Here is a 17046-nt window from a genome sequence, read left to right as displayed (position 1 = left end):
TTGTCATGCTCTGGGCCGCCATTACCCCGGTCTACCCTGGGCCTGAAAGGATCGAGCATGTTTGAAAACCTAACCGAACGTCTCTCGCAGACGCTGCGCCATGTCACCGGCAAGGCCAAGCTGACCGAGGACAACATCAAAGACACCCTGCGCGAAGTGCGCATGGCGTTGCTCGAAGCCGACGTTGCCCTGCCGGTGGTCAAGGACTTCGTCAACTCGGTGAAGGAGCGTGCGGTCGGCACCGAAGTGTCGCGCAGCCTGACCCCGGGCCAGGCCTTCGTGAAGATCGTCCAGGCCGAGCTGGAAAGCCTGATGGGTGCGGCCAACGAAGACCTGAACCTCAGCGCGGTCCCGCCGGCGGTGGTCCTGATGGCCGGTCTGCAGGGGGCGGGCAAGACCACCACTGCCGGCAAGCTGGCGCGCTTCCTCAAGGAGCGCAAGAAAAAGAGCGTGATGGTGGTGTCCGCGGACGTCTACCGCCCGGCGGCGATCAAGCAGCTGGAAACCCTGGCCAACGACGTCGGTGTGACCTTCTTCCCGTCGGACCTGAGCCAGAAGCCGGTGGCCATCGCCGAGGCTGCTATAAAGGAAGCCAAACTCAAGTTCATCGACGTGGTGATTGTCGACACCGCCGGTCGTCTGCATATCGACGGCGAGATGATGGACGAGATCCAGGCCCTGCATGCGGCCATCAAGCCGGTGGAAACCCTGTTCGTGGTCGACGCCATGACCGGCCAGGACGCGGCCAATACCGCCAAGGCCTTCGGTGATGCGCTGCCACTGACCGGCGTGATCCTGACCAAGGTCGATGGTGACGCACGTGGTGGTGCCGCGCTGTCGGTGCGTGCCATTACCGGCAAGCCGATCAAGTTCATCGGTATGGGCGAGAAGACCGAGGCCCTGGATCCTTTCCATCCCGAGCGGATCGCCTCGCGCATCCTCGGCATGGGCGACGTGCTCAGCCTGATCGAGCAGGCCGAACAGACCCTCGACAAGGACAAGGCCGACAAACTGGCCAAGAAGCTGAAGAAGGGCAAGGGCTTCGATCTTGAAGACTTCCGCGATCAGTTGCAGCAGATGAAGAACATGGGCGGCCTTGGCGGCCTGATGGACAAGCTGCCGAACATCGGTGGGGTCAACCTCGCCCAGATGGGCAATGCCCAGGGCGCTGCGGAAAAGCAGTTCAAGCAGATGGAAGCCATCATCAATTCCATGACGCCGGCCGAACGCCGTGATCCGGAGATGATCAGCGGCTCGCGCAAGCGCCGGATCGCCCTGGGCTCCGGCACCCAGGTGCAGGACATCGGTCGCTTGATCAAGCAGCACAAGCAGATGCAGAAGATGATGAAGAAGTTTTCCGCCAAGGGCGGAATGGCCAAGATGATGCGCGGCATGGGCGGTATGTTGCCCGGCGGCGGAATGCCGAAAATCTGAGAATCCGCGTCGGCAGTCATGCCGGCGCTTCTTTCCACGGGGACGTGGAAGTCGGGACAGGCCTCCGATCGGGGCCTTCCCTCCCGCTGCCGCTCATGGCAGCTCCATGGCAAATCTGGATGGCAGCCGACGGGCGCCGGAAAAAGTCATTTGCAAAAGTCCGGATATTCCTTAGAATATGCGGCCTTTCGGGCACCCATGCCCGCTGTGCATTTAGATTTGCAGCACCGACTACAGGAACGATGTTCACATGCTAACAATCCGTCTTGCCCTTGGCGGCTCCAAAAAGCGCCCGTTTTACCACCTGACCGTGACCGACAGCCGTAACCCACGTGACGGTTCGCACAAAGAACAAATCGGCTTCTTCAACCCGATCGCTCGTGGTCAAGAAGTTCGTCTGTCCGTGAACCAAGAGCGCGTAGCCTACTGGCTGAGCGTGGGTGCACAGCCATCTGAGCGCGTTGCTCAGCTGCTGAAGGAATCGGCCAAGGCCGCAGCCTGAACCCTATGAACGCGACGCCAGCTCCTGCTGATGATTTGATCGTCGTTGGCAAAATCTACTCTGTTCATGGCGTGCGTGGCGAAGTGAAGGTCTTTTCCTTTACGGATCCGATTAAAAACCTGTTGCAGTACAACGTCTGGACGCTCAAGCGCGAAGGCAGTGTCAAACAGGTTGAGCTGGTCAGTGGACGTGGGAACGACAAGTTCCTGGTCGCAAAGCTCAAGGGTCTTGATGATCGCGAGGAAGCTCGTCTTCTGGCCGGTTACGAGATCTGCGTGCCACGCAAACAGTTCCCTGAACTGACCGACGGCGAGTACTACTGGTACCAGCTGCAAGGTCTCAAGGTCATCGACACTCTCGGGCAGTTGCTCGGGCAGATCGATCACCTGCTGGAGACCGGCTCGAACGATGTAATGGTGGTCAAGCCTTGCGCTGGCAGCCTGGATGATCGCGAACGCTTGTTGCCCTATACCGAGCAATGCGTGTTGGCTGTCAACCTGGTCGCAGGCGAGATGAAGGTGGATTGGGACGCGGATTTCTAAGCGTGGCTAACTTGCGCGTAGAAGTGATCAGTCTGTTTCCCGAGATGTTTTCTGCCATCAGCGAATACGGCATAACCAGCCGCGCGGTGAAACAGGGGCTGTTGCAGCTTACCTGTTGGAATCCGCGAGACTACACCACGGATCGACATCACACTGTGGACGATCGCCCGTTTGGCGGTGGTCCGGGCATGGTGATGAAGATCAAGCCCCTGGAGGATGCGCTGGTTCAGGCCAGAAATGCAGCCGGGGAGGGTGCGAAGGTGATCTACCTGTCGCCCCAGGGCCGTCAACTGAATCAGTCGGCGGTGCGCGAGTTGGCGAATGAGGATGCATTGATCCTGATTGCTGGTCGTTATGAAGGCATCGACGAGCGTTTCATTGAAGCGCATGTCGATGAAGAGTGGTCGATTGGCGACTATGTACTGTCTGGTGGCGAGCTGCCGGCGATGGTCCTGATCGATGCGGTTACACGGCTGCTGCCCGGAGCTTTAGGGCATGTAGACTCCGCGGAGGAAGACTCCTTCACGGACGGTCTGCTGGATTGCCCGCACTACACCCGACCGGAGGTGTATGCGGATCAGCGTGTTCCCGACGTATTGCTAAGTGGCAATCACGCACATATCCGGCGTTGGCGTTTGCAGCAGTCCCTTGGTAGGACCTATGAACGACGCGCTGATCTTCTGGAAAGACGCTCGCTTTCTGGAGAAGAGAAGAAGCTGCTCGAGGAATATCTCCGCGAGCGGGACGATAGTTAACAACGTATCGATGGTAGATCTGACGATTTACCTTAGGAGCACAGCATGACCAACAAAATCATCCTTGCACTCGAAGCAGAGCAGATGACCAAAGAAATCCCGGCCTTTGCCCCGGGCGACACCATTGTCGTTCAGGTGAAAGTGAAGGAAGGCGATCGTTCCCGTCTGCAGGCGTTCGAAGGCGTAGTTATCGCCAAGCGTAACCGCGGTGTGAACAGCGCGTTCACCGTACGTAAAATCTCCAACGGCGTTGGCGTAGAGCGTACCTTCCAGACCTACAGCCCGCAGATCGACAGCATGGCTGTCAAGCGTCGCGGTGACGTGCGTAAAGCCAAGCTGTACTACCTGCGCGACCTGTCGGGTAAAGCAGCTCGCATCAAGGAAAAACTGGCCTGAGTCCAGCTTCCGATGCAGAAAAAAGCAGCCTACGGGCTGCTTTTTTGTTGCCCGTCATTTATCCCTTCTCAGTGTTACAGGCAGTCGATCGATGTCCCCCCGCGAGCAAGAAATCCAGCGCCGCACCGAACTCTCGGTGACCCGCGTGACCAAGGCGGTATTCCCGTCCACCACCAACCACCACAACACGCTATTCGGCGGTACTGCCCTGGCCTGGATGGACGAGGTTTCGTTCATTGCAGCCACCCGCTTCTGCCGGTTGCCGCTGGTGACAGTGTCTACTGACCGTATCGACTTCAATCACCCGATCGCTGCAGGCTCCATCGTCGAATTGGTCGGGCGGGTGGTGAAGGTGGGCAATACCAGCCTCAAGGTCGAGGTCGAAGTGTTCGTCGAGAGCATGAGCTGTGATGGGCGCGAGAAGGCCATCCATGGCCTGTTCAGCTTTGTCGCCATCGACGATGACAAGCGCCCGGTGCCTGTACTGCCGGGCTTCGCTGCGTAGGCCTTTACGGCGTTTGCGGCTGGATCAGCGCCAGCAGGGTCCAGCCTGGCGCCGGCTTGAGGCTGCTCTGCGGTGTCAAGACGTGGACCCAGCCAGCGGTGTCACGGGCGAACAGCAAGGTGGCGCGTTCCTTGTGCAGCGCCTGGTAATCGTCCCAGCCAAAGGCGTCGGTCAGGTGGGTGCTGTACAGCTCCGCGCCTTGGCCCAGCAGGCTGGCGAGCTTGGTGTAGCTCAGGGCCTCGCTGCCCAGCAGCTGTCCTCGGTGTTCGTGGCTTGCGCGGTGCTTGTCGGTGCGCCGGTTTTCCTGGCTGTTGGCCAGGGCGTACAGGCGCTGGTGGCCGAAATCATGGCGAAAGCGCATGGCTGCCAGGGTGTTCAGTTCGCCCGAGGGAGACAGCGCGAGCAAGTGGCCCAGGCCCACCAGGTCCAGGTGGGCATCGGCATGCTGCGAAGCCGGGTTGCCGAAATAGGTAGGCAGGCCTTCCATGCGTGCCGCGCGGATGTTCTCCCAGCTGGAGTCGGTCAGCAGGACCCGGCTGCCCAGTTGTTGCAGGGCCTTGGCAATGATGCGTGCCGGGCCGTTGGCACCCACGATCAAAAAGCCGCTGGGTGCCGGTTCGGCCACGTTCAAGAGGCGAGCCAGGGGGCGGGCGGTGGCGCTTTGCAGGACCACGGTGCCGATGATCACGGCAAAAGTCAGTGGTACCAGCAGCAAGGCGCCCTCATGGCCGGCCTGGTCCAGTCGGATGGCGAAGATCGCCGAGACTGCCGCCGCAACGATGCCCCGTGGGGCGATCCAGGCCAGCAGGGCCCGTTCACGCCAGTTCAGGCTCGAGCCTGCCGTGGACAGCAGCACGTTGAGCGGTCGGGCGACGAGCTGGATCACCAGCAGCAGTATCAGCACCAGCGGGCCCAGGGCGATCAGCGCATTGAGGTCCAGGCGCGCCGCCAGGAGGATGAACAGCCCGGAAATCAGCAGCACGCTGAGGTTTTCCTTGAAGTGCAGGATGTGTCGCACATCTACGCCCTTCATGTTGGCCATCCACATGCCCATCAGGGTCACGGCCAGCAGCCCGGATTCGTGCATCATCTGGTTCGAAGCAATGAAGATGCCCAGCACCCCCGCCAGGGTCGCCAGGTTGTGCAGGTATTCCGGCAGCCACTGGCGACGCATGATGGTGCCCAGTATCCAGCCACCGGCAATGCCGAACAGGCTGCCGCACAGGATGACTCCGCCGAAGGTCAGCAGGCTGTGGCTCAGGCCCTCTCCTTCGGCGCTGGCAATGATGAAGCTGTAGACCACCACCGCCAGCAGGGCGCCGATGGGGTCGATGACGATGCCCTCCCAGCGCAGGATGTTGGCGATCGAGGCCTTGGGCCGTACGACCCGCAGCATGGGCACGATCACCGTCGGGCCGGTGACCAGGGTCAGGGTGCCGAACAGCAGGGCCAGCATCCAGTCGAAGCCCAGCAGCCAGTGAGTGGCCAGGGTGATCACCGCCCAGGTGGACAGGGCGCCGAGGGTCACGAGGCGGTGCACCACGCTGCCGATTTCGCGCCACTCCGAAAGGTGCAGGGTCAGGCTGCCCTCGAACAGGATCAATGCCACCGCCAGCGAAACCAGGGGCATCAGCAAGGGGCCGAACATCTCCTGGGGATCGAGCCAGCCCAGCACCGGGCCGGCGAGAATGCCGCTGAGCAACAGGAACAGGATGGCCGGCAATTTCAGTCGCCAGGCCAGCCACTGGCAGCCTAGCGCCGCCGCCCCGATGCCGCCGAAGGCCAGCAGAATCTGTTGTTCGCTCATGGGTATACCCTGTTCCTTGAAATGGCTGGCTATGAAAGACTAGCGACCCACTGCGCAGTTCACTATTTTTTTGCGCGGCCTTCCTGGCTGCGCTGTTCGAGTTCTTATGCCCGCCATCGACCACCCCCTGATCGACCGCTTTCTCGATGCCCTGTGGCTGGAGAAAGGTCTCTCCGACAATACCCGGGGCGCCTATCGCAGCGACCTGGCGCTGTTCAACGGCTGGTTGCAGGAACAAGGGGTGGAGCTGCCGCGGGCTGGCCGTGAGCTGATCCTCGATCACCTCGCCTGGCGCGTGGAGCAAGCCTACAAGCCACGCTCCACCGCGCGCTTTCTTTCCGGCGTGCGGGGGTTCTACCGTTACCTGTTGCGCGAGAAGCTGATCGAGGTCGACCCGACATTGCAGGTGGACATGCCCCAGCTCGGGCGGCCGCTGCCCAAGTCGCTGTCGGAGGCGGACGTCGAGGCGCTGCTGGCCGCGCCGGACCTGGGCGAGCCCATCGGCCAGCGTGACCGCGCCATGCTGGAAGTGCTCTACGCCTGCGGCCTGCGGGTGACCGAACTGATCAGCCTGACCCTGGAACAGGTCAACCTGCGCCAGGGCGTGCTGCGGGTGATGGGCAAGGGCAGCAAGGAGCGCCTGGTGCCCATGGGCGAGGAGGCGATCGTCTGGGTCGAGCGTTACCTGCGTGATGCCCGTGCCGAGCTACTGGGCGGGCGTCCCAGCGACGTGCTGTTTCCCAGCCTGCGGGGCGAGCAGATGACCCGGCAGACCTTCTGGCATCGGATCAAGCACCAGGCCAGGGTCGCCGGGATCGGCAAGAGCCTGTCGCCACACACCTTGCGCCACGCCTTCGCCACTCACTTGCTCAACCACGGCGCCGACCTGCGGGTGGTGCAGATGCTGCTGGGCCACAGCGACCTTTCTACGACCCAGATCTATACCCATGTGGCTCGGGCTCGCCTGCAGGATCTGCATGCCAAGCACCACCCGCGAGGTTGATCGGGCTGTTGGCGCTTTGCGTCGCCCGTAGTCGGTGCGAACAAGCAGATGTGTTAGGCTTTGCCGGTTCGCAAAACGGCTGTTGCGAGCCGTTGCCGGCGCAACCGCTCCCAGTGGCCCATTTGCCCGCCTTCAGGAGTTCCCATGCGCTTGACCCAGATTATTGCCGCCGCTTCCCTGGCGCTGCTCAGCACGTTCGTCATGGCCGATGAAAATGCCGAGAAAGCTATTCGCAAAAGCCTCGAGACCCTGCAGCTCGAGGTTCCGGTAGAAAGCATCACCGCCAGCCCGCTGTCCGGCCTGTACGAGGTCAAGCTCAAGGGCAGCCGGGTGCTGTATGCCAGCGCCGACGGTCAGTTCGTGGTCCAGGGTTACCTGTTTCAGCTCAAGGACGGCAAGCCGGTCAACCTGACGGAAAAAACCGAGCGCCTGGGGATTTCCAAGTTGATCAATGGCATCCCGGTCGCGGAAACTGTGGTCTATCCGGCCATTGGCGAGACCAAGACCCATATCACCGTCTTCACCGACACCACCTGCCCGTACTGCCACAAGCTGCACGCCGAAATCCCTGCGCTGAACAAGGCAGGCGTCGAAGTGCGTTATGTCGCGTTCCCGCGCCAGGGCCTCGGCTCGCCGGGTGATGAACAGCTTCAGGCGGTCTGGTGTTCTGCGGACAAGAAAGCGGCCATGGACAAGATGGTCGATGGCAAGGAAATCAAGGCCGCCAAGTGCGCCAACCCGGTTTCCAAGCAGTTCGCCCTGGGCCAGTCGATCGGCGTCAACGGCACGCCAGCCATCGTCCTGGCTGACGGCCAAGTGATTCCGGGCTATCAGCCTGCACCGCAGATCGCCAAGCTGGCACTGGGTGCGAAATAATCCTGCATCGTCACGCTAGCCTTTGACGATCATGTCCCGTCGGTTGCAGCCGGCGGGGCATTAATAGAGAGCCGCGCTGTTTGCGGCTGATTTCCACGGCCGGCCTAGCGTCGGCCGTTTTATGGGGAGTTCAGAGTGAATCCGGTCAAAGTAGGCATCTGTGGGCTGGGTACTGTCGGTGGCGGTACCCTAAACGTACTTCAGCGCAACGCCGAGGAGATTGCCCGGCGTGCCGGGCGTGGAATCGAAGTAGCGCAGATTGCTACCCGTACGCCAAAGCCTCAGTTCCAGACGACCGGTATTGCGATTACCAACGATGTGTTCGCCGTGGCGACCAACCCCGAGATCGATATTGTCATCGAGCTGGTGGGCGGCTACACCGTGGCTCGCGAGCTGGTGCTCAAGGCCATCGACAACGGCAAGCACGTGGTCACCGCGAACAAGGCGCTGATCGCCGTGCACGGCAACGAAATCTTCGCCAAGGCCCAGGAGAAGGGTGTGATCGTGGCCTTCGAAGCCGCGGTGGCCGGTGGCATCCCGGTGATCAAGGCGATCCGCGAGGGCCTGTCGGCCAACCGCATCAACTGGCTGGCGGGGATCATCAACGGCACCGGCAATTTCATCCTGTCGGAAATGCGCGAGAAGGGCCGCACCTTCGAAGACGTGCTGGCCGAAGCCCAGGCCCTGGGTTACGCCGAGGCCGACCCGACCTTCGACGTCGAAGGCATCGACGCTGCGCACAAGCTGACCATCCTCGCGTCCATCGCCTTTGGCATCCCGCTGCAGTTCGACAAGGCCTACACCGAAGGCATCACCAAGCTGACCACCGCTGACGTGAACTATGCCGAGGCCCTGGGCTACCGCATCAAGCACCTGGGCGTGGCCCGGCGCACCGAGGCGGGCATCGAGCTGCGGGTCCACCCGACGCTGATTCCGGCTGATCGCCTGATCGCCAATGTCAACGGCGTGATGAATGCGGTCATGGTCAACGGCGATGCCGCCGGCTCGACCCTGTTCTACGGCGCTGGCGCAGGCATGGAGCCGACCGCTTCCTCCGTGGTGGCCGACCTGGTGGACGTGGTCCGCGCCATGACCAGCGATCCCGAGAACCGCGTGCCGCACCTGGCCTTCCAGCCGGATTCGCTGTCCGACCATCCGATCCTGCCGATCGAGGCCTGCGAGAGCGCCTATTACCTGCGGATCCAGGCCAAGGACCATCCTGGCGTGCTGGCCCAGGTGGCGAGCATCCTTTCCGAGCGCGGGATCAACATCGAGTCGATCATGCAGAAGGAAGTGGAGGAGCAGGATGGCCTGGTGCCGATGATCCTCCTGACCCATCGGGTCCTGGAGCAGCACATCAATGATGCGATCACCGCGCTGGAGGCCCTGCAGGGCGTCGTCGGCCCAGTGATGCGCATCCGCGTCGAACATCTCAATTGAAGCAGCGGCAAGCTTCCAGCAACAAGCTGCAAGTCAGGAGCCGAGCGGCCCTGGCTTGCAGCTTGTAGCTGGTGGCTTGCAGCTCAAACCGAAGGTTTGCTCTTATGCGCTATATCAGCACCCGCGGCCAGGCACCGGCCCTGAATTTCGAAGATGTACTGCTCGCTGGCCTGGCCACTGACGGCGGCCTCTACGTGCCGGAGAACCTGCCGCGGTTCACCCAGGAAGAAATTGCCTCCTGGGCCGGCCTGCCGTATCACGAGCTGGCATTCCGGGTCATGCGCCCGTTCGTCAGCGGCAGCATCGCCGACGCCGACTTCAAGAAGATCCTCGAGGAAACCTACGGAGTCTTCGCCCATAGCGCCGTGGCGCCGCTGCGCCAGCTCAACGGCAACGAGTGGGTGATGGAGCTGTTCCACGGCCCGACCCTGGCGTTCAAGGACTTTGCCCTGCAACTGCTGGGCCGCCTGCTGGACCATGTCCTGGAGAAACGCGGCGAGCGCGTGGTGATCGTCGGCGCCACCTCCGGCGATACCGGCTCGGCGGCCATCGAAGGCTGCAAGCGTTGCGACAACGTCGACATCTTCATCCTGCACCCGCATAACCGCGTCTCGGACGTGCAGCGCCGGCAGATGACCACCATCCTGGGCGAGAACATCCACAACATCGCCATCGAAGGCAACTTCGACGACTGCCAGGAAATGGTCAAGGCCAGCTTCGCTGACCAGGGCTTCCTCAAGGGCACCCGCCTGGTGGCCGTGAACTCGATCAACTGGGCGCGGATCATGGCCCAGATCGTCTACTACTTCCACGCGGCCCTGCAGCTGGGCGGCCCGGCGCGTTCCGTGGCGTTCTCGGTGCCCACCGGCAACTTCGGCGACATCTTCGCCGGCTACCTGGCGCGCAACATGGGCCTGCCGATCAGCCAACTGATCGTCGCCACCAACCGCAACGACATCCTGCACCGCTTCATGAGCGGCAATCAGTACGTCAAGGAAACCCTGCACGCGACCCTGTCGCCGTCCATGGACATCATGGTCTCGTCGAACTTCGAGCGACTGCTGTTCGACCTGCACGGCCGCAATGGTGCGGCCATCGCCGGCCTGATGGACAACTTCAAGCAGGGCGGTGGTTTCAGCGTCGAGCAAGAGCGCTGGGCTGAAGCCCGCAAGCTGTTCGATTCCCTGGCGGTCACTGACGAGCAGACCTGCGAGACCATCGCCGACGTCTTCGCCCAGACCGGCGAAGTGCTGGACCCGCATACCGCGATCGGCGTCCGAGCTGCCCGCGAGTGCCGGCGCAGCCTCGACACGCCGATGGTTATCCTGGGCACCGCGCACCCGGTCAAGTTCCCGGATGCGGTGCAGAAGGCCGGTGTCGGCAAGGCCTTGGAGCTGCCGGCGCATCTGTCCGACCTGTTCCAGCGTGAAGAGCGCTGCACGGTCCTGGCCAACGACCTCAAAGCAGTGCAGGCTTTCGTCAGCCAGCACGGCAATCGTGGCAAGCCGCTCTGATTTTCCTGGCCTTGCCGATCACGAAGCCCGTCTCCTGACGGGCTTTGTTTTTTCGTGAACCAGTTGCCCGCCAAAGGCACGGAGGCCCGGTTGATGTCTCGTCGAACTTCTCGCCGTTCCCTTGCGCTGTCCCGGTTGCTCGCGGGCCTGCTGGCCTGGGGTGTGCTGCTGTGCGCCCTGCCGGCCAGTGCGGCGAAGAACCTGCCTTTCAAGCTGGTGCCGGCCTTCGTCGACCTCGAGCCTCTGGTGCTGGCGCCTGCCGAGCGCCAGTGGCTGGCGGCGCACCCGACCCTGCGGGTAGGCATCGCGATCGACGACTACCAACCCATCGATATCACCCGCGATCGCAACCGCTACCAGGGAATCAGCGCCGACTACCTGGGGCTGGTGGGCGAGCGATTGGGCGTGAGCATGGAGGTGCTGGGTTTTTCCGAGCGCGAACAGGCCGTCGAGGCGCTGCGCAATGGCACCATCGATGTCCTCACCAGCGCCAACGGCTATGAGCGAGGGGTGCCGGGCTTGCGCTTCACCAGCGACTACATGCCGGACAAGGCGGTGGTGGTCGTGCGTGGCGACGAACCGGAGCTCAGTGATGACCTGGCCGGCAAGCGGCTGGTGCTGCTCGATGGCTATGCCAATTCCGCGCAGGTCCATGCGGCCTATCCAGACAGCCAGATCATGCTCTCGCCCAATCTCTACAGTGGCCTGGAGGCCCTGAATCAGGGCGATACCGATGCCTTCATCGGCAACGAGATCATCGTCCGCGCCTACAAGGCCCTGAGGCCCTACCTGGCGGTGCAGATCCATGAGCAGAGCCGCTTGCCGCCTACCGGCTTCGCTTTTGCCACCGTCGACAGCAATCCGCAGCTGGCGCAGTTGCTGGAGCGGGCGCTGCAGAGCATCGACGAATCCCTGCGCCGGGAAATCCAGGCGCGCTGGACCACCGGCCTGGGGACGACTTCTGGCGAGCACATCGAGTTGAGCGCCGAGGAGCAGGCCTGGATTCTCCAGCACCCCCATGTCCTGGTGGCGTCCCAGCCTTACCCGCCCCATGTGTTCAAGGACAAGGAAGGACGCTGGGTCGGGCTGAACATCGACCTGCTCAACCGCATCGCCCGCATGACCGGGCTGCATTTCGTCCACAAGCAGAGCGCGTCCACGGCCCAGACCCTGCAACTGCTGGAAAGCGGACAAGCGCAGATGAATACCACCCTGACCGACAGCGAGGACCGGCGGCTGTTCCTCAACTTCTCCCATGCCTTTGGCGGCGCCGCCTGGGTGTTCGTCGTCCGCCCCGAGGACCGGCGCCTGGGCAGCCTCAAGCAGATGTCGGGGGAAGTGCTGGCGCTACCGGCCCGGCATACCCTGGAAAGCTACATCCGGCGCAACTATCCCGATATTCGTGTGCGCAGCGTTGCCAACTACGAGGAGGCCCGGGCACTGGTCAAGCGTGGCGAAGCCCTGGCGACCATCCAGAACGAAATCCAGGTGCAGGCGCTGGACCTGGCCTATGAAGGTTTGCGGGCAGGGCGCAGCGTCGAGGGGACCTGGTCCGCCGACGAGTTTGCCGTGCGCAAGGACCAGCCCGAACTGCTGAGCATCCTGAACAAGGCGCTGGAGGCATTGCCGGTGGCGGAGCTCAGTGCCATTCGGCTGAAGTGGCTAGGTTCGACCCCGGTGCCGATGCCTGTCTGGCAGCGAGTGCCGGCCTGGGTCTACTGGGCCATTTGCACGGCGTTGCTGTTCGGCTTGCTGTCGCTGGCCTGGAGCAGCCGGCTCAAGCGCCAGATCCAGCAGAGACTGCAGGCCGAGCAACTGCTGAACGACCAGCTGGCCTTCAAGCGAGCGCTGTTCGATGGCATGCCCAATCCGGTTTTCGTCCGCGATCTGGAAGGGCGCCTGATCACCTGCAACAAGAGTTACGAGCAGCAACTGGGTACGCGTCTGGAGCAGATCCAGGGGCGCAAGCTGATCGAACTGGACCTGCTGCCTGCGGCCACCGCCCGCCAGTTGCACAACGAGATCATGCAACTGCTGGCTGGTGAGCAGTCGGTGTTTGCCGATCGGCAGGTGGAAACCCGTAACGGCTCGATCCATGCCTACCAGTGGACGGTGCCGTTCTACAGCGCACAGGGGCAGTTGCAGGGGCTGCTGGGTGGCTGGATCGATATCAGCGAGCGCAAGCGCCTGGAGAACCAGTTGGTACAGGCCCGCCAGGCCGCCGATCAGGCCAATGCGGCCAAGAGCGCGTTCCTGTCCACCATGAGCCATGAGATCCGCACCCCGATGACGGCGATCATCGGCCTGCTGGAACTGGAGAAGGAACAGGCCAGGGTTCGCGGCGCGCCGTTTTCCGAGGCCCTGCGGGTGGCCTACCAGTCCGCCCAGGAGCTGGTCAGCCTGATGGGCGACAGCCTCGACCTGGCCAAGATCGAGGCCGGTTACATGCAACTGGCGCCACAGGCCACGGCTCTCAAACCGTTTTTCGAGAGTATCCGGCAGTTGTTCGAAGCCAGCGCGCGCAGCCGTGGCGTGCAGTTGCAGCTGGTGTTCAGCGAAGAGGCCGGGGGCCGCTACCTGTTCGATCCGTTACGCCTGCGCCAGGTCATGCACAACCTGTTGAGCAATGCGCTCAAGTTCACCAGCGAAGGCCGGGTACGCATCACTGTCGAGCGGCAAGACGCGCCGACCGGCCTGCGCATCAGCGTCGCGGATACGGGAGCGGGGATCAGCCCCGAGCAACAGGAAAAGCTCTTCACGCCCTTTGTCCAGGCCAACAGGACCATCTCCCAGGCCTATGGCGGGACCGGCCTGGGGTTGAGCATCTGCCGGCAGTTGATCGAGCTGATGGGCGGACGAATTCACTTGCACAGCGCCCTGGGTGCCGGGACCGTGGTGACTCTCGAACTCGATCCGGAGCGGCTCGACGAAGATCTCGCGCACTCAGGCGCGGCCGCACCCGAACGGCCGCCAAGTCGCAGCATCGACGTGCTGGTGGTAGACGACCTGAGCGCCAATCGCATGGTCCTCAGCCAGCAGCTGATGTTCCTCGGGCATCGGGTCGTGGCCTGCGACAACGCCAGGGAAGCGCTGGAGTGCTGGCGCAATGGTGCGTTCGACCTGGTGATAACGGACTGCCAGATGCCCGGCATGAGTGGTTATGCACTGACCGAGGCGATCCGCCGGGTCGAGGCCGAGCAGGGGCGCAGCCCTTGCCCTGTGATCGGCTGCACGGCCAATGCCTTCGAGGATGAGCGCGAGCGTTGCGAGCGGGCGGGCATGAACCAGCTGCTGGTCAAGCCGATGACCCTGGACCAGCTGGCGCAGACGCTGGCGCGTTTCCTGCCGCCGCCGTCTTTCGATATCCAGACGCTGCGGACGATGACCCAGGCCGACGAACAGGTGCTCGAACGCATGCTGCAGGAGTTGCTGCGCAACCTTGCCCAGGAGCGGCAAGCGCTGGAGACGGCCCTGCAGGAGCAGGATCCCGGGCGACTGGGAGCCACTCTGCATCGGCTCAAGGGCGTGTGCTGCCTGATCGATGCCTTGCCCCTGGCCAGGGCCTGCATCGAGCTGGAAGCACAGGTCAAGGCGGGCCAGCTTTCCCAGGCCCCGTGGCCGGTGCTGCTGGAGGCGATCGACAATTTGCGTGGGGATATCCAGGCGGCCTTGGGCGTTTAGGACTTGTCCTATGTGTGATTAAGAACTGTCTGGTTACCGTGTCGGCCCTTAGTGGACTGTTCCCGCTTGTGTCGTACCGGAGGTTGCCCCATGCATTCGCTCAATGTGCTGATTCTCGAAGACAACTCGTTCCAGTTGATGGCCCTGCACCAGATGCTCAACGCCAATGGCGTGTTCAACGTGCTGGCCGCCGAGAGCGTGGAGTCCGCACGGCGTTCGCTGGCGAGCAAGGGGCCGGTGGACATCGCCATCTGCGACCTGTACCTGGAACAGGCCGATGGCCTGGAGCTGATCCGCGAGCTGGCTCGGGAGCGCCAGGCCCAGGCCCTGATCATTCTCAGCGACGCCGAGCCGGATGTGCTCGAAGGTACGGCGGGCATGGCCCGGGAGCTGGGTTTGAAGATCCTCGCCTGCCTGCCCAAGCCGGCATCGGTCGCGGTGATTGGCGAACTGCTCAGCACCTATCAGGAGTTTTCCCGGCAGGGGCCGGCGCTTAACCAGGCCTTGTTGCGAGACTTGCTGGCGCTGGATCTTTTCGCTCCGGGCGACGTGTCCCCGGAAGAGGGCCTGGCGGCGATCCTCGGGCATGGAGTGGCGTATTTCCAGCCGGTCATCCACCGTGGGGGCGGGCTGCATGGTGTCGAGGTGCTGGCCCGCTGGGACCACCCGGAGCGCGGGTTGCTGATGCCGGCCGAGTTCCTGCCACTGATCGAATTCGCCGGCCTGCAGGAGGTGTTCACCTGGCACATGCTGGAACAGGCCCTGGAGCTGGCGGCGGGGGTCAAGCTGGTGATGGGGCACCCGTTGCCGGTGGCGGTGAACATTCCGGTGGGCATCCTCGAGCGGCCGCTGTTTCCCCGGCAGTTAGAAGCCTTGCTGCGGCGCTTCGAAATTCCCGCTCGCCAGCTGACGCTGGAGATTGTCGATACCACCCGGTTGCAGACCGATACCGCTCATGTCGAAGCCTTGCTGCGCCTGCGCATGATCGGCTGCAAGCTGTCCATCGGTGATTTCGGTGTCGGTGGCACCAGCCTGCAACGCTTGCTGGAGCTGCCCTTCACCGAGTTGAAGATTCCCCCGGCGTTTGTCGCGGGCATGGTCGAGGACGAGCGCAAGCAGGCACTGGTCGGCGGAGCGGTGGGCATGGCCCGGCGCATCGCCCTGGGGGTCGTGGTGGCGGGGATCGAAACCGAATCCGAGTACCAGGCGGCCAAGTCCATGGGGGCTGCCCATCTGCAGGGCTGCTTCTTGGCGCCACCGATGAGTGCCGCCGGGATGCGCCAGTGGCTGGCCTGCACCCTGGGCCGCGAATCGGCAGAGTCGGCCGTACGGGCTGCGGGGCTGTGCGCCTAGGCCAGGCCATGTTCCTGGACGTAGATGTACAGCGCAGCCTCGCCGGAAAGGCCGAGCTTGCGCATGGCGCTGACCTTCTGTGCGCTGACGGTCTGCTTGCTGCGGTTGAGCTGGGTGGCGATCTCGCCCACCGTATGGCCTGCGGCCAGCAGGCGGATCACTTCCAGCTCGCGAGGTGACAGCTGATCCTTGGACACCAGGCGGTCAGGTCCCACTTCGCCAGCCAGGCTCAGCGCCCGCTGGATGGCCTGGGCCACGTAGGGCTTGTGCTGGCGTGCATGTTCGATGGCGCTGGGCAGCTCCTCGGCCAGGCTGGCCTTGCTCAGCAGGCCCATCACTCCCAGGTCGAGGATCGAGCGGAACAGCCCGGCATGGTTGAGCATGGTCACCACCACGATGGGCAATTCAGGGTGATGCCGGCGTAGCTGTTCGAGCAGGCGCAGCCCGTCGTTCTGCTGGTCCTCGGGCATCATGAAGTCGGTCACCAGCACATCGCAGGGGGTGTCCTGCACCTGCTGGGAGAGGGCGGAGGGCGAGCTGGCCTCGCCGACGACGACCAGGCTCTCGTCCTGCTCCAGCACCGCCCGCAGGCCGATCAGGAAGATCGGGTGATCGTCGGCAAGGATGATGCGCAATCTGTTGTTCGGCGTAGCGCTCAAGGCGGGACTCCAATGCAAGGGACGGTGTGGCGGGCGCCTGGTCGGCCGTTTTCTGCTTGTCATATTACCCGTGCATGCTCGAATGACTCAGATCGGCAGCAGTAGGTGTGGCGAACTTTCCTCTCTGGGCAACGGTCACTTGAATGTCAGAAAGCTACCGGCATTTTTGTTTTCGAACCTTAATTCGAGCTATTGAGTGGTGATCTAGATGGAAAGTATCAGTCTTTTGTTGAGCGAGGCACTGAGTCCGTACCAGGTGGTCCTGACCCCCTCGGGAGCCCATGGCGAGTGCCTGGTGAGCTTGAGCACTACGGCAGGGACCCTGGTCGTGGAGCGCGAGGTCAACCAGGCCCAGCTCACCGACAAGCGCCTGCTGACCGATGTGGTCGACGGCCTGCATCGCGATGTACTGATTGCCGAGGGGCGCCTGGAGCCCTGCGTGTTCGCGGCGTTGCGTCATGCCGGCGAAGGCAAGTCATTCGAGCGCCGTACATGAATTGATTTTTACGGAACCTTCTGGCGATCCCGCCAGTCAGACCCATTACCAGCAGGAACAGGCATTTTGCTCCGATGCTTGCA

Annotated in this window: 15 protein-coding genes; 13 read left to right on the top strand and 2 right to left on the bottom strand. The window is 63.0% G+C overall.

The window, feature by feature from the left end; all coding sequences use genetic code 11:
* The first annotated feature begins 57 nt into the window (after positions 1–57).
* The 6 genes from ffh to LGQ10_RS13630 all read left to right on the top strand — a co-directional run bounded on the left by ffh (position 58) and on the right by LGQ10_RS13630 (position 4134).
* The gene (gene ffh / locus LGQ10_RS13655) at positions 58–1434 is read left to right on the top strand and encodes a signal recognition particle protein (RefSeq protein WP_058436578.1); all 1377 of its coding nucleotides are present in this window, start codon (positions 58–60) and stop codon (positions 1432–1434) included.
* Positions 1435–1684: 250 nt separating this feature from the next.
* Positions 1685–1936 carry a 30S ribosomal protein S16 gene (gene rpsP / locus LGQ10_RS13650; RefSeq protein WP_058436577.1) on the top strand — a complete coding sequence of 84 codons (252 nt, stop codon included), beginning with the start codon at positions 1685–1687 and terminating at the stop codon, positions 1934–1936.
* 5 nt (positions 1937–1941) lie between these two features.
* Positions 1942–2478, top strand: coding sequence for a ribosome maturation factor RimM (rimM, locus tag LGQ10_RS13645; RefSeq protein ID WP_226525853.1), 537 nt, complete (start codon positions 1942–1944; stop codon positions 2476–2478).
* 2 nt (positions 2479–2480) lie between these two features.
* On the top strand, positions 2481–3233 hold the full coding sequence (gene trmD / locus LGQ10_RS13640; protein ID WP_058438271.1) for a tRNA (guanosine(37)-N1)-methyltransferase TrmD: 753 nt from the start codon (positions 2481–2483) through the stop codon (positions 3231–3233).
* Positions 3234–3278: 45 nt separating this feature from the next.
* Complete coding sequence (gene rplS, locus LGQ10_RS13635; protein ID WP_009047143.1) at positions 3279–3629, top strand: 50S ribosomal protein L19; 351 nt, start codon at positions 3279–3281, stop codon at positions 3627–3629.
* 91 nt (positions 3630–3720) lie between these two features.
* Positions 3721–4134, top strand: a complete 414-nt coding sequence (locus LGQ10_RS13630) for an acyl-CoA thioesterase (protein ID WP_022642499.1) — start codon at positions 3721–3723, stop codon at positions 4132–4134.
* A gap of 4 nt (positions 4135–4138) precedes the next feature.
* Here LGQ10_RS13630 and LGQ10_RS13625 read toward each other — a convergent pair whose 3' ends face one another.
* Positions 4139–5941, bottom strand: coding sequence for a cation:proton antiporter (locus LGQ10_RS13625; RefSeq protein WP_226525852.1), 1803 nt, complete (start codon positions 5939–5941; stop codon positions 4139–4141).
* 106 nt (positions 5942–6047) lie between these two features.
* On the opposite strand from LGQ10_RS13625, the gene xerD reads away from it, so the two are divergent.
* The 6 genes from xerD (at position 6048) to LGQ10_RS13595 (ending at position 15808) form a co-directional block, all read left to right on the top strand.
* A complete protein-coding gene (gene xerD / locus LGQ10_RS13620; RefSeq protein WP_058438492.1) occupies positions 6048–6944 on the top strand; it encodes a site-specific tyrosine recombinase XerD in 897 nt (298 codons plus the stop codon).
* A 144-nt stretch (positions 6945–7088) separates the two neighbouring features.
* On the top strand, positions 7089–7820 hold the full coding sequence (locus LGQ10_RS13615; protein ID WP_226525851.1) for a DsbC family protein: 732 nt from the start codon (positions 7089–7091) through the stop codon (positions 7818–7820).
* 135 nt (positions 7821–7955) lie between these two features.
* The gene (locus LGQ10_RS13610; RefSeq protein WP_226525850.1) at positions 7956–9260 is read left to right on the top strand and encodes a homoserine dehydrogenase; all 1305 of its coding nucleotides are present in this window, start codon (positions 7956–7958) and stop codon (positions 9258–9260) included.
* 104 nt (positions 9261–9364) lie between these two features.
* Positions 9365–10774, top strand: a complete 1410-nt coding sequence (gene thrC / locus LGQ10_RS13605) for a threonine synthase (protein WP_226525849.1) — start codon at positions 9365–9367, stop codon at positions 10772–10774.
* A gap of 93 nt (positions 10775–10867) precedes the next feature.
* Positions 10868–14455: an ATP-binding protein gene (locus LGQ10_RS13600; RefSeq protein WP_226525848.1), complete on the top strand. Its 3588-nt coding sequence runs from the start codon at positions 10868–10870 to the stop codon at positions 14453–14455.
* Between the two features lie 90 nt (positions 14456–14545).
* Positions 14546–15808 carry an EAL domain-containing protein gene (locus tag LGQ10_RS13595; protein ID WP_226525847.1) on the top strand — a complete coding sequence of 421 codons (1263 nt, stop codon included), beginning with the start codon at positions 14546–14548 and terminating at the stop codon, positions 15806–15808.
* Here the strand turns inward: LGQ10_RS13595 and LGQ10_RS13590 are convergent.
* Positions 15805–16467, bottom strand: a complete 663-nt coding sequence (locus LGQ10_RS13590) for a response regulator transcription factor (protein ID WP_058438900.1) — start codon at positions 16465–16467, stop codon at positions 15805–15807. The two genes, LGQ10_RS13595 and LGQ10_RS13590, sit on opposite strands and share 4 nt — an antisense overlap.
* A gap of 208 nt (positions 16468–16675) precedes the next feature.
* Here LGQ10_RS13590 and LGQ10_RS13585 point away from each other — a divergent pair, with 208 nt between their 5' ends.
* Positions 16676–16963, top strand: coding sequence for a DUF3509 domain-containing protein (locus tag LGQ10_RS13585; protein ID WP_058438902.1), 288 nt, complete (start codon positions 16676–16678; stop codon positions 16961–16963).
* The last annotated feature ends 83 nt before the right edge of the window (positions 16964–17046 follow it).

Source organism: Pseudomonas sp. L5B5 (genome assembly GCF_020520285.1).
In the GTDB taxonomy this organism is placed as follows: domain Bacteria; phylum Pseudomonadota; class Gammaproteobacteria; order Pseudomonadales; family Pseudomonadaceae; genus Aquipseudomonas.
The sequence above is the reverse complement of the archived record's forward strand: the minus strand, read 5'-3'. Positions and strand labels throughout refer to the sequence as shown.